Origin of the sequence: Gloeocapsa sp. DLM2.Bin57 (assembly GCA_007693955.1) — a bacterium.
In the GTDB taxonomy this organism is placed as follows: domain Bacteria; phylum Cyanobacteriota; class Cyanobacteriia; order Cyanobacteriales; family Gloeocapsaceae; genus Gloeocapsa.
The window spans coordinates 14294-27973 of the sequence record RECR01000091.1; the positions used below are offsets into that span (position 1 = coordinate 14294).

At 39.0% G+C, this 13680-nt stretch carries 13 protein-coding genes; 8 read left to right on the top strand and 5 right to left on the bottom strand.

Annotated elements, in window-relative coordinates; genetic code table 11:
* Positions 1-50: 50 nt before the first annotated feature.
* The gene (locus tag EA365_12275; GenBank protein ID TVQ43612.1) at positions 51-1649 is read right to left on the bottom strand and encodes a 2,3-bisphosphoglycerate-independent phosphoglycerate mutase; all 1599 of its coding nucleotides are present in this window, start codon (positions 1647-1649) and stop codon (positions 51-53) included.
* An 84-nt stretch (positions 1650-1733) separates the two neighbouring features.
* Here EA365_12275 and EA365_12280 point away from each other — a divergent pair, with 84 nt between their 5' ends.
* From EA365_12280 to EA365_12300, 5 genes are all read left to right on the top strand, one after another.
* Complete coding sequence (locus tag EA365_12280) at positions 1734-2795, top strand: mannose-1-phosphate guanylyltransferase (protein ID TVQ43613.1); 1062 nt, start codon at positions 1734-1736, stop codon at positions 2793-2795.
* A gap of 249 nt (positions 2796-3044) precedes the next feature.
* Positions 3045-4160, top strand: coding sequence for a hypothetical protein (locus EA365_12285; protein TVQ43614.1), 1116 nt, complete (start codon positions 3045-3047; stop codon positions 4158-4160).
* A 239-nt stretch (positions 4161-4399) separates the two neighbouring features.
* On the top strand, positions 4400-5011 hold the full coding sequence (locus tag EA365_12290) for a DUF3318 domain-containing protein (GenBank protein TVQ43615.1): 612 nt from the start codon (positions 4400-4402) through the stop codon (positions 5009-5011).
* 182 nt (positions 5012-5193) lie between these two features.
* Positions 5194-6498 carry an FAD-binding oxidoreductase gene (locus EA365_12295; GenBank protein ID TVQ43625.1) on the top strand — a complete coding sequence of 435 codons (1305 nt, stop codon included), beginning with the start codon at positions 5194-5196 and terminating at the stop codon, positions 6496-6498.
* A gap of 9 nt (positions 6499-6507) precedes the next feature.
* The gene (locus EA365_12300; protein ID TVQ43616.1) at positions 6508-7869 is read left to right on the top strand and encodes a 4Fe-4S dicluster domain-containing protein; all 1362 of its coding nucleotides are present in this window, start codon (positions 6508-6510) and stop codon (positions 7867-7869) included.
* Between the two features lie 25 nt (positions 7870-7894).
* On the opposite strand, the gene EA365_12305 is transcribed toward EA365_12300, so the two are convergent.
* Positions 7895-8344: a nucleoside-diphosphate kinase gene (locus EA365_12305; protein ID TVQ43617.1), complete on the bottom strand. Its 450-nt coding sequence runs from the start codon at positions 8342-8344 to the stop codon at positions 7895-7897.
* Positions 8345-8458: 114 nt separating this feature from the next.
* On the opposite strand from EA365_12305, the gene rbfA reads away from it, so the two are divergent.
* Positions 8459-8857 (top strand): 30S ribosome-binding factor RbfA, encoded by a 399-nt coding sequence (gene rbfA, locus EA365_12310; protein ID TVQ43618.1) that lies wholly within the window; start codon positions 8459-8461, stop codon positions 8855-8857.
* A complete protein-coding gene (locus EA365_12315) occupies positions 8823-10379 on the top strand; it encodes a beta-glucosidase (GenBank protein ID TVQ43619.1) in 1557 nt (518 codons plus the stop codon). The genes rbfA and EA365_12315 overlap by 35 nt, the downstream gene beginning before the upstream one ends.
* Here the strand turns inward: EA365_12315 and uvrC are convergent.
* A complete protein-coding gene (gene uvrC / locus EA365_12320) occupies positions 10362-12020 on the bottom strand; it encodes an excinuclease ABC subunit UvrC (GenBank protein TVQ43620.1) in 1659 nt (552 codons plus the stop codon). The genes EA365_12315 and uvrC overlap by 18 nt on opposite strands.
* Before the next feature lie 47 nt (positions 12021-12067).
* On the opposite strand from uvrC, the gene petN reads away from it, so the two are divergent.
* Entirely contained in the window at positions 12068-12157 is a 90-nt protein-coding gene (gene petN, locus EA365_12325; protein ID TVQ43621.1) for a cytochrome b6-f complex subunit PetN, read from the top strand.
* 195 nt (positions 12158-12352) lie between these two features.
* On the opposite strand, the gene ureG is transcribed toward petN, so the two are convergent.
* Entirely contained in the window at positions 12353-12958 is a 606-nt protein-coding gene (gene ureG / locus EA365_12330; protein TVQ43622.1) for an urease accessory protein UreG, read from the bottom strand.
* 22 nt (positions 12959-12980) lie between these two features.
* The gene (locus EA365_12335) at positions 12981-13640 is read right to left on the bottom strand and encodes an urease accessory protein UreF (protein TVQ43623.1); all 660 of its coding nucleotides are present in this window, start codon (positions 13638-13640) and stop codon (positions 12981-12983) included.
* Positions 13641-13680 lie beyond the last annotated feature (40 nt).

Consider the following 13680-nt stretch of genomic DNA (forward strand, 5'->3'; position numbering starts at 1 on the left):
AAAAAATGATTAACCGCGCCAAGGTTAATTATGACGCGGTTAGAGTTGCTTTAGAGAGATATTCTCACTGGTGTTTTATTAGGATTTACCTCTAATTCTATCGGTTTAATCAGAGATTTACCAGTCATTTCTGCAGGTTGGGGTATTTGCAGAATTTCTAGTATTGTTGGTGCGACATCAGCGAGACTACCATCATCTCTAAGGGAGACTTGACCTCCATGTCCTGGTATTTTACGTCCTTCTCCTTCGATTAAGATAAAGGGTACAGGGTTAGTGGTATGTGCTGTCCAGGGGTTTCCTTTTTCATCTGCCATATATTCTGCGTTACCGTGATCAGCGGTAATCAGGGTTGTTCCTCCTACTTTCTGAATACTGCTTAAGAGACGTCCTAGACTGGTATCTACGGTTTGAATCGCTTCTATCGCTGCTTCTAGTTTTCCTGTATGTCCTACCATGTCGGGGTTAGCGTAGTTAATTACTACTAATGAGTAAATCCCTTGAGCGATCGCTGCACAAGCTGTATCTGTCACTGCTATTGCAGACATGGGTGGGTATTTGTCGTAGGTAGCTACTGCAGGACTAGGTATTAATTCTCTGTCTTCTCCTGGGAAGGGTTGTTCTAATCCTCCGTTAAAGAAGTAGGTGACGTGGGGGTATTTTTCGGTTTCTGCAGTACGATACTGTTTTAATTTATGTTCAGCGATTACTTGTCCTAAAATTTTGGTGAGATTTTGCGGAGCAAATGCTACCTCTACGGGTAAATTAGGATCATATTGTGTAAAGGTAACAAAACTAAGAGGTTCAATTCTTTCTCTGGGGAATCCGTCAAAATCAGGATTAAGAAAAGCGTAACACATTTGTCTAGCCCTATCTGGACGGAAGTTAGAGAATATGATTCCATCGCCTGATTCTACTGCACCTGGTGCAATGCGCGTAGGTGGGATAAACTCATCTGTGATGTCTTCAGCGTAATAGGCTTCTATAACTTCGGTGATACTTCTACCATCTATTGGTTCATTTTGGGTGAAGACTTGATAAGCTTTTTCTACTCTTTCCCAACGGTTATCGCGATCCATCGCGTAATATCTTCCGCTGAGGGTTACCATCGAACCCAATCCAATTTTATCTATATGTTCTTGAATTTTAGCAACTACGTTTATCCCTTCATTGGGGTTGGTATCTCTCCCGTCGGTGATGACGTGAATACAGACTTCACTCACTTTTTGAGTTTTGGCTAAATCTAGTAATCCCAATAAGTGATCTATATGAGAATGTACTCCTCCATCGGAACATAACCCTATCAGATGGAGTTTTTTTCCTCTAGTGACTACTTCTTGACAAATTTTCACTAATGCTGGGTTTTGCTGGATTGAACCATCTTCGACAGCATCACTAATACGAACTAGCTCTTGGGGTACTACTCGACCTGCTCCTAGGTTGAGATGTCCTACTTCTGAATTACCCATTTGACCTTTGGGAAGTCCGACGCTTTTACCCGATGTTTCAATCAGGGTATTAGGATAGACTTCTAGAAGGCTGTTCATTACGGGAGTTTCAGCTAAAGCGATCGCATTAGCTTCTGTTTGCTCTCGATAACCCCAGCCATCTAAGATAACTAATACTACTGGAGATATAGGTATTTGCGCCATGATTATTACCTTGTTGACAAATTTGCACGCACATAGATGATAACATCTAGTCTTAGTAATTCTTTAATTTGATATTTACTAAGTATGAATCAAAATTTAATACCTGTTATTTTAGCAGGTGGTAAGGGAGAAAGATTCTGGCCTTTAAGTCGTCAACAACGTCCTAAACAGTTTTTATGTTTAGATGGTAGTGGTAGAAGTTTATTACAATCCACCGCTGAACGTTTATTACCTATAGCTGGTGATTGGGATAGACTCTGGGTGATAACTTCAGCAGCTATAGCAGCAGGTGTAAGGGAACAACTTCCTAGTTTACCTCAGACTAATCTTTTAGTTGAACCTCAAGGGAGAGATACAGCAGCAGCTATCGCCTGGACTATTTTAACTATAGCTGAAAAATATGGGTTAGATGCCATAGTGGGTTTTTTTCCCGCGGATCATTGGATTGGTAATCAACAAGCTTTTACCCAAACCCTAGAAGCTGCTACTAGTTTAGTAAGTAATCAAGAAGCCATCGCTACTCTAGGGATTAGTCCTAATTATCCTGCTACGGGTTATGGTTATATTGAACAAGGTGCTTATCAAGGTGTTTATAATGGTTTAGCTGTTTATCGAGTTAATCGCTTTCGGGAAAAACCTGATCTCCCTACCGCAGAAGCTTTTTTAACCCAAGGGGGATTTAGCTGGAATAGTGGTATGTTTATTTTTCCTGTGGGAGTGGTGTTAGCCGAGTTGCGTAAATATACACCAGAGATTATCTCTCTACTAGAAGCAAAAGGAAAAGAAGCTTATGGGGAGTTGCCTAAAATCAGTATTGACTATGCTTTAATGGAAAAAACCTCTCTTGCTTATGTTTTACCCGTTGATTTCCCTTGGGATGATTTAGGGGATTGGAATGCGATCGACAGACTCAGCAAAGGAGACGCAGATAACTTAGAATTAGCCCAACATCTCGGTTTAGATACTCATAACTGCTTATTTTATGCCGAAGATGACCAAGAAATAATCGTCACTATTGGTGTAGAAGATTTAGTGGTTGTTCGAGATGGTAACATTACTCTTATAGTCCCTAAACAGCGTACCCAAGAAATTAAACAACTTCTCAAGGCGATCGCCAATATTCCTAATCTAGCTAAATTTTTATAAATCTAATCTCAGGTTTGAATTTTCCGCTTCTAAAAGGGGGATTTTTGTCTTTAAAAAAGAAATTAATTAGGTTATCTTATCTTGGTTTTTATGGCTATAAAAACTTTTATTTTTTTGTTACAATAAAAATAGGCGAATATAAGAGTACCTCAAAAAAATTGAGCAAATAGGTGGCTAGATGAGACGATAGATTAGCAAAAACTTAATTAGTTGAGATGCTCGTAATGTAATAGTAAGGGAGATAATATCATGTTTGCACCTTCCTATTCACCAATGTTTATGGTTCCACTCCGACCAGTTTATCCTCAGTATTTCGATTTGGGAATTCTTACTTCTGATTTTTCTCAAACTGAAGGAGTTAATTTTCAAAATACTTCCGACGTTTATTTTTTTGAGCTTAGTGATTTCACTCCTGTAACCATATCTTTATTAGCATTAGGTAGTTCTCCAAATGTAGTAGGCGGTATTAGACCCGCTCCTAATAAAGCAAATGATCCTTCTATACCTCCAATTGAGATTTTGATATCTCCTGAATCTGTAAATCTAGATTTAGAGCCAGGTACTTATGCGGTTAACATTACCGGTCCTCAAAATGATTTAGCAACATATAGAATCGACATTAATCTCAATGCCGATAGTGGGGATGATGATGACCATAGTGATGAAGGAATTCGCGATTTAGGTGTCCTCAGAGGAAGAGAAAGGGTTTCTGACTCAGTAGATAGCGATAATTCCGTGGATTTCTATAGTTTTACTCTCCCAAGTAATGGAGAATTTGAATTAAGTTTAAGGGGTTTAGATGCGGATGTAGATGTCGCGTTATTAGACTCCCCTGATTTAGAAGATGATTCTATCATTGCAGTTTCTAATCGGAGTGGCTCTCGCAATGAGAGGATTCAAAGGGATTTAGATGGAGGAGAATATTATATAGCAGTTTATAGCTATGATAATGCTAGTAGCGATTATACTTTGATTCTTAATGCTGATATTGAGAATGATGATGAGATTCGCGATTTAGGTGTCCTCAGAGGAAGAGAAAGGGTTTCTGACTCGGTAGATAGTGATAATCTTCTAGATTTTTATAGTTTTACTCTCCCAAGTAATGGAGAATTTAAATTAAGTTTAAGGGGTTTAGATGCGGATGTAGATGTCGCGTTATTAGACTCCCCTGATTTAGAAGATGATTCTATCATTGCAGTTTCTAATCGGAGTGGCTCTCGCAATGAGAGGATTCAAAGGGATTTAGATGGAGGAGAATATTATATAGCAGTTTATAGCTATGATAATGCTAGTAGCGATTATACTTTGATTCTCAATGCAATTCTAGGAAATAATGAAAATAGTGTCTTTTCTGTTGCATTTTAATCCAATTCTCTAATAATTTCTCAAGTCATAGGAAAATTGGCTACTTACTCCGTCCTTACAATAAGAAAACATTGGCGGGGGCTGTGCACAATTTTACTGATAGAGTAGGAAGACAGTAAGTAGGAGAAATCAGGAAAACTGATAACCCCCTTTTGTTATAATTGGACAAAAGCGATACAGAAAAGATGGTAGCACCAGCAAAAATAGTTATCTTATAACCCACAACCCACTAACCAACCGTGAATCTAGATCAAGAAATTAACAGGTTATTAGATATAATGCCAGCATCAGGGCGAATGTTTGGCAAGATTATCAATAAACCCCAACAAACCCAAGTAATTGTAGCCCCTACTCCTAAACCCTGGAGTCAAGCTACTCGCCCACTCTATATCAATTTTGACCTCTGGCGTCAACTATCTCGGGGAGAAAGAGATTTACTGCTCTTAACCACCATTAGCAACGTTTTAGGGGTACAATGGCTTAAACCCAATATCTATCAAGGTATAGCCCTAGCAGGATTAACAGGGGTAGTAGTACAAGCAACCCAGAAAGACGCATTAGGTATAATCGTAGCAGGAAGTTTAACAGCGATCGCCATAAACCAGATTTGGCGCAATAATCGTAGTTTACAAAAATATCTAGAAGCGGACGAAAAAGCGATTAAAATCGCCGCTAGAAGGGGATATACCGAAGTAGAAGCAGCTAAATATCTCTTATCAGCATTAGAAAGTTTACCCCAACTAGAAAACCGGCAAGGTTTAGATTTTATCGAGTTATTACGCTGTCAAAATCTACGGGTACTTGGTAATATATCTCCAGTTGGTATCCCGGAAAACGTGAGAAAACAATGAAGCAATTAACTAATCTTGCTGGAAATATATAGCAGTACAAGCTAAGGTGTTTGACATTTTCAAATTATGAAACCCATTACTAGTCTAGCTTTTACCTCTTGCCTTTTGCCTGCGCGTAGCGCTATAGCACAGAGCAGTCTAGTAGTTACAAAATAGGCATTTAAAAAATGACCATAAACCCTATGAATCAACCCTCTGACTCCCTCTTGCCTGTTGCCTCTTGCCTTTTGCCTTGCGCTGCGCACCAGATCATAGCATGGGATAATCTTGATCCTGATTGGCAAGCTAAAATTAAATCTATCAGCAATCATAATCCCCCTTATTTTATCTCTCCTGATGATCAAGTTATCTTGAGTGAGGTTATCGAATATGCTAATAAACATCAATACTCAATCTTAACTTGTGGTCAAGGAAGTAAACTAAATTGGGGAGGAAAACTCTCAAAACCAGTAGAGTTAGTAGTAAGTACTCAAAAACTTAACCGTATAGTTGAACACGCATTAGAAGACTTAACCGTTACCGTTGAAGCGGGAGTAAAACTAGTGGATTTACAACAAATCTTACAACAAGCTAAGCAATTTTTACCCTTAGATCCTAGTTATCCCGAAACTGCTACTATTGGAGGTATTATCGCTACCGCTGATTCGGGAAGTTGGCGACAACGTTATGGAGGAGTAAGAGACTTACTCCTTGGGATTAGTTTTGTTCGCGCTGATGGTAAGATAGCTTCAGCAGGAGGAAGGGTAGTTAAAAACGTAGCTGGTTATGACCTAATGAAATTATTTACGGGTTCTTATGGTACATTAGGAATAATTAGTCAAGCTACCTTTAGAGTTTACCCTATTCCAGAAGCATCTTTAACTATTATACTCACAGGTGAACTTAATCATCTCAACCAAGCTAGACAAATAATTATCAATTCGGGATTAACACCTACAGCTATTGACTTTATCTCAGCAACAGTAGTCAAAGCATTAGATATCTCCTCTCATCCAGGATTAATCCTGAGATGGCAAACTATTCCTGAAAGCATTAATCAGCAAGTACAACAAATAGAAACTATTGCTAAAGAGTTAAATCTATCATCTTTAACCTATCAAGATGAACCCGAAAAAAATCTATGGCAACGATTGACAAAAATCAAAGAATCTCCCAACTTAATTACTTGTAAAATAGGTTTAATGCCTAACAAAGTAGGAGAATTTCTGCAAGAATACGCTCAATTAACTAATAACCAAAGTCTAGCTATTATTCACGCCAGAAGCGGTTTAGGAACAATAGCCTTTTCTCAATGGCAACCAGAGATTAGAAGAATATGTGAAAATAAACAAGGATTTTTAACTATTTTAACTGCACCTAATACACTGAAAGAAAATACAGATATTTGGGGTTATACTGGAAATGGGTTAACAATTATGGAAAAATTAAAAACACAATTTGACCCTAATTATATCCTCAATCCTGGTCGCTTTCTAGGGAATATTTAAGATTAACAGATGACAACTTCTCAAACCAATCTCAACCAGACAGTTAAAAATCTCCAGGGTTTTGATGGTAAAAATCCCCCTAAACCCGAACTAATCGACGCTTGTGTACATTGTGGCTTTTGTTTATCCACTTGTCCATCTTATCGCGTTATCGGCAAAGAAATGGACTCACCCCGCGGACGTATTTATCTCATGGATGGGATTAACGAAGGAGAAATAGCGTTAACATCGGGAGTAACCGAACACTTTGACACCTGTTTAGGTTGTTTAGCTTGTGTCACTACTTGTCCATCAGGAGTACAATACGACCAGTTAATCGCTGCTACACGTCCTCAAGTAGAGAGAAATCAATCCCGTAGTCTTGGCGATCGCCTGATTAGAAGTTTAATCTTTAATTTCTTTCCCTATCCCGACAGGCTGAGTCTATTCTTACCTCTGTTGTGGTTATATCAACGCTTAGGGTTATCCCAATTAGTCAGAAAGACAGGAATACTCAAGCAAATCTCCCCTCGTCTAGCAGCGATGGAGTCGATTTTACCCCCAATCAAATTAGCCAACTTAAATAATAAATACCCCTTAGTCATTCCCTCTCAAACCGAGAAACGCTATCGCGTAGGAATGATACTCGGTTGTGTACAGCGTCTTTTCTTCGATGACGTTAATCAAGCTACCATCAGAGTTTTAACCGCTAATGGTTGTGAAGTAGTCATCCCCCCAACTCAAGGTTGTTGCGCCGCTTTACCCGCACACCAAGGACAAGAAGCACAAGCGCAAACCCTTGCTAGACAAATGATTGACAGCTTTGCTGGGTTAGAATTAGACGCAATTATTATCAATGCAGCAGGATGTGGACACACCCTCAAAGAATATGGACATATCCTCGCAGATGACCCCGATTATAGCCAAAAAGCCCAAGAATTCGCCACTCAAGTTAAAGATGTACAAGAATTCTTAGACGCAGTAGGATTAACCGCTAGTTTATCACCTGTAAGTGAACAAGAATTAACCGTTGTTTATCAAGACGCTTGTCACCTTTTACACGGACAGAAAATTAGTGTCCAACCTCGACATCTGTTACAGAAAATACCAGGAATTAAATTAAGAGAACCCCTAGACGCTGCTTTGTGTTGTGGTAGCGCTGGTGTTTACAATATGTTGCAACCAGAAATAGCTAACGAATTAGGTCAACAAAAAGTCAATAACCTCTTAAATACAGGAGCAGAATTAATCGTTTCTGCTAATCCCGGTTGTTCTCTGCAAATCAAAAAACACTTACAATTGCAGAATAAGCAAGTTAACGTTTTACATCCTATGCAGTTACTAGATTGTGCGATCGGTGGAACAAAAATCGATATCTCCTCTAATTCTTGAGAAAAGAGAAGATATCAACGCTTAACTACTCGTATAACCAGGGTTGGATAGTAGGACTCCAAGAAACTAATTCTGTCTCACTAAACCAGAGAGCAATTTCTTCTTGAGCGGTTTCGGGAGCATCAGAGCCATGGATGAGATTACGACCCACGTTAACGCTATAGTCACCTCTAATTGTACCAGGTTCAGCGTTAAGAGGGTTAGTAGCGCCAATTATTTTACGCGCAGAGGCGATCGCTCCTTCACCTTCCCAAACCATCGCTACAACTGGACTTGAAGTAATAAAATCTACTAAACTCTGAAAAAAAGGTCTTTCCTTGTGAACTGCGTAATGTTTTTCTGCTAATTCTCGGGATGGTTGGAGCATTTTTAACCCCACTAGAGTAAAACCCTTATTTTCAAAGCGTCTAATTACTTCCCCCACCAGATTGCGTTGGACACCGTCGGGTTTAATCATGATAAATGTGCGTTCCACTGGATCTCCTTTGGTTATGTTTTTTACCCACCAAAAAAGATTAACTCATGATTTGGGTCATCTTGACAAGATATAGTGATACCATAAAAAAGAGCTTCACTGGAGACACAAATTATGGCTACTGATAGACGTGTAGCTCGGGTTTCTTCCCAAATTCAACGGGAAGTTAGTCTATTACTCCTGAGTGAGATTAAAGACGATCGCGTTGGTGCAGGAATGGTAAGTGTTACCGATGTAGAGGTATCTAACGACCTACAACACGCGAAGATATTTGTAAGTATCTATGGCACACCCGAAGCCAAAAGCGAAACTATGGATGGGTTAAAAGCTTGTACTCCTTTTGTGAGACAACAATTAGCCCAGAGAATGCGACTACGCAGAGTACCAGAGATAGTCTTCCTCGAAGACACCTCTATTGAAAGAGGGAATAAAATGTTGAATCTGTTAAATCAAATCAGTCAACAACGTCAAGAAAAAGATGAGACAGAAGTCAACACTACCAACTTGGAGTGATCTATCTCTAGAACAACAAATCGGTCAAATGCTCATAATCCGAGCATCTGGCTATTGTTTTGACCAACAAATTCGTTACCCTACCTGGGAAGCACCACAGAGACAATTATCTCGATGGTTACAAGAATTAAACCTAGGTGGGGTAATTTTATTAGGAGGCTCGGCTCTAGAAGTAGCCTATAGAATACACAAATTACAAGAATGGGCAGATATTCCTCTGTTGATTGCTGCTGATCTTGAAGAAGGTGTAGGACAACGTTTTACTGGTGCGACACATTTTCCCCCTCCTTTGGCTTTAGGAGCAATCGCCGCAACTCAACCAGATTTAGCTGTAGAATATGCTAGAAATATGGGTGCTATAACAGCTAAAGAAGCTTTAGCTATCGGAATTAATTGGTTACTCGCACCAGTAACAGACGTTAACAATAATCCCGCTAACCCTGTTATTAACATTAGAGCATTTGGGGAAACTCCAGAAATAGTTACTAATCTTGCTACCGCGTTTATCACTGGTGCGCGTCAATACCCCGTTTTAACTACCGCTAAACATTTTCCAGGACATGGAGATACCAGTATCGATTCTCATCTGAGTTTACCTACTTTAAATCATAGTATCTCTAGACTCCAAACCATAGAATTACCACCCTTCCAAGGGGCGATCGCTAGTGGAGTCGATAGTATCATGAGCGGTCATTTACTGATACCCTGTTGGGATAAACAATACCCCGCTACGGTTTCTCGGGAAATTCTTACCCATCAACTCAGGGAGAATCTGGGATTTAACGGGTTAATCGTTACCGATGCTTTGATTATGGGAGGAATTACTAATTATGCTTCCCCAGAAACCATCGCTGTAGAAGCGATTAAAGCAGGAGCTGATCTACTCTTAATGCCTACTAACCCTGAAATCACCATCCAAGCTATTCTAGATGCTGTAAACTCGGGATATCTCACTAGAGAGAGAATCGCTGCATCTCTACAACGGATTTGGCGCGCTAAAACTAGGGTAATCTCTTCTGATAGCTATCATCCCCTTGCTCAACTTTCTCAACCATTAGCTACAGAAACCGTAACCGCAATTCTAACTCAATCTAATCGTTGTGGTGGGAATCTACCCTTAAATAACCCTTGTACTAATTTAATCGTGGTCGATAATTTATTAGATCGTGAAATGGTGGCTTTTCATAGCCCCGCGGTAACTATCCCCCAAGCCAAAGGTTATCCACCCTTATTAGTAGATCAACGAATTCTCCCCCATCTCCCCCCTCAACCTTGTTTATTACAGTTATTTGTAAGGGGAAATCCCTTTAGGGGTAGCGCGGGTTTATCTCCACAAACTCAAATTATCTATCAACAACTTCTACAACAGGGATTAATTCAAGGATTAGTTATCTATGGAAGTCCCTATATTCTAGAATGGTTTTTACCCCAACTCCCCTCTGATTTACCCTGGGTATTCTCCTATGGACAAATGTCTCAAGCTCAAGCGATCGCACTGCAACAATTATTGATAACTACGTAATTTACGATGGAAAGTAATCGCAAAACGATGAGCTTCATCTCTGAGACGACGCAATAATTGTACACCAGGTTGAGAAGGATGAGTGGGAAGAGGTTGAGATTCACCAGGAAGGAATATCTCTTCTCTCTGTTTAGCTAAACTAATTACGTTTAAACGGGAAGCTAGGTTAATCTCTGTAAGTACTTTCATCACCGCAGAAAGTTGACCTTTTCCCCCATCAATCATGATTAAATCGGGTAATTCTTCTAGTTCATAATTACGAAAACGACGTTGAATCACTTCTGCTAAACTAGCAAAGTCATCAGAATGACCGATTCTAATCTCGGGATTTTTGATTTTATAGTGACGATAATGTTGTTTAGCTGGTATTCCGTCAATAAACACTACTCGTGACGCTACCGCATTTGAACCTTGAAGATGGGAAATATCATAACCTTCGATACGGTGGGGAAGTTGGGGTAAATTGAGTATTTGGGCTAAATCGGCTAATTCTTGTTGGTTTTCTTGTCTTTTTTGCTGTATTTGGGTTAATTCGTGACTAGCATTTTTGGCTACTAAGGCGACTAATTCCGCTTTCTGTTGACGTTGGGGAACAGTAATTGTCACTTTCTTGCCTTTACGTTGGCTTAACCAATCACAGAGTATCTCAGCTTCTGCTAAGGGATGTTGGGTTAAGATTTCTTTGGGAATTTCTCGATCTCCTACCTGAAGATAATGTTCTTCTAAAACTCGTTGTAAAATTGTCCCTGGATTAGCGTTAACATCACTGGTAAAGAAACCTAAACGGTTGACTAGATGTCCTCCTCTGATTTGGAAGAGTTGAATAGAACATTGTTCTGTATCTAAACTAAGGGCGATCGCGTCTCGGGAAATACTATCATCGGGTAAGGAGACTTTCTGTGTCGCAAATAAGCTGTTTAATCCCTGTATCTGATCTCGCAATTGCGCTGCTAATTCAAATTTTAACTCCATCGCTGCTTGTTCCATCTGTGTTTGTAAGACTTTATGTAAGTCTGTAGTCCTACCTTGAAAGACCATGGCTACTTTTTCTAGGGTTTGACGATAATCTTCTCTAGTAATCAGTTGTTGACAGACTCCTGGACACCTTCCCAGGTCATAATTGAGACAAGGACGATCTTTAAATAAGGGTACTCGACGTTGACGTAAGGGAAAGAGTCTTTTAATTACTTCTAGGGTTTGACGCAATTGTTTTACATCCACAAATGGTCCATAATAACGATCTTGTTTATTGTTGACTTTACGTTTACGAGTAATAAAAATACGGGGATAAGCTTCAGACCAAGTAATACAAACATAGGGATATCTTTTATCGTCTTTGAGTAAAACGTTGTAAGGTGGTTGATGTTGTTTAATTAGATTGGCTTCTAAGGCTAAGGCTTCCGCTTCACTGTCGGTGATAATATATTCAATATGGGTGACTAAATTAACCATCATAGCGATACGCTGACTTAGCTGTTGACTGTCACGAAAATAAGAACGTACACGCGATCGCAGTTGTTTGGATTTACCTATATAGAGAATATCTCCATTTTCTGCTTTCATTACATATACCCCTGGTTCTGTGGGTAAATTTTGTAGTATTTCTTCTAATCTTTCTGGCTGTTCTTTTAACTTGATCATCTTGTTGCTATGATAATTGATATTGTTGTTTAGCACTGATTAAAGAAATGGATATTATCACTTTAGGCTGGGTTACTATGTTGGTTTTATTTACTTGGTCTATTACTATGGTAGTCTGGGCACGTAATGGCTTCTAGGTAATGGAAACAACTACACTGCTTAATAGTCTCTTTCTGCTCGCTATTATTCTACTTGTGGTAGTTAGTGGAGGAGTACTCTACTTAACCACTTTGGAATGGCGCGATCGTCGTCGTCAAGAAAGGGAAAAGCGTAGTCAGAAAAAGAAATAATCATTACCTGCGATCGTCTCTTTATGTCAAGGCGATCGCTTTTTATTTAACTGGTAAGATTTGCAATTTAATAAACTCAATAATCTCTGTTAAACCCTGTTTAGTTTTTAGGTTAGTAAAGACAAAAGGTTTCTGTCCACGCATTTTTTGAGCATCTCTGGACATAACTTGTAAATCTGCGTTAACTAGGGGGGCTAAGTCAATTTTATTAATCACTAGTAAATCTGATTTAGTAATACCTGGTCCTCCTTTACGTGGGATTTTATCTCCTGCTGCTACATCGATAACGTAGATAGTTAAATCTACTAATTCTGGACTAAAAGTAGCTGCTAAATTGTCACCCCCACTTTCGACAAAGACTAAATCTAGTTGAGGAAATTTTTGCTCTAATTCCTTAATCGCTACTAAGTTAATTGAAGCGTCTTCACGAATTGCTGTATGGGGACATCCTCCGGTTTCTACCCCTATTATTCTCTCGGGAGATAAAGCTTGAGATTTAATCAGAAATTGGGCATCTTCTTGGGTATAAATATCATTAGTAACTACGCCTATTTCTAGTTCTGTGCGCATTTGTTTACATAAAGCATCGACTAGGGCTGTTTTTCCTGAACCTACAGGACCTGCTACACCAATACGAAAAGCGCTCATAATTATGATACCTCTTGACTATTTAACTACGAAATAAGCGTGTATATTGAGTTTGATGAGCCATACTAGCTAAACTTAACCCCCAATTACAGGTAAATAATTCTTCATCTTTAAGATTAATAATTCTAGTAGAGTTTAACTCAATAATTGGATGTAAACTATGTAAGATTTGTTGTCCTTGAGTTTGTCCAAGGGGGATTAACTTAACACCTGCTGTAATTAAATTAGTCGTCCAACTGTGCAGATATGCTTTAGTAGCGTCTAACTTGCTGATATCCCAAATAGCAGCACCGATAGCATAGGCAATTGCATAATTACAATCACCTGCTATAGTGAGATTAATGGGTAGATTTAAATCTAATAATAATTGTAGCAGACTAGCTCCCATTTGCCAACTTTGTTCTCTTAATTCTGCTGTTTCTCTAGCAGCAGTTAACCAATTATTCCAATAGATAATCTTCGGGTAATTCTGGTTAAGATAACTATTATAAGCTCGCAACATTATCGCTGTTTCTATACTTATTGAGCCATAATTTAACTCGTTAGCTAACCAACTTTGGAGTTGTTTTTGATTAGTAATAATTTGTTTTTCCACCAGATTTTCTAATCCTTCTGAATAACTATAAGCCCCAATAGGAATAACTGGACTAGCTAATTGGAGGAGGTTTAAAAGATTAGTCATGATGATGTTGATAAGCGCCCATTTCAGGAAAAAAAGGAAC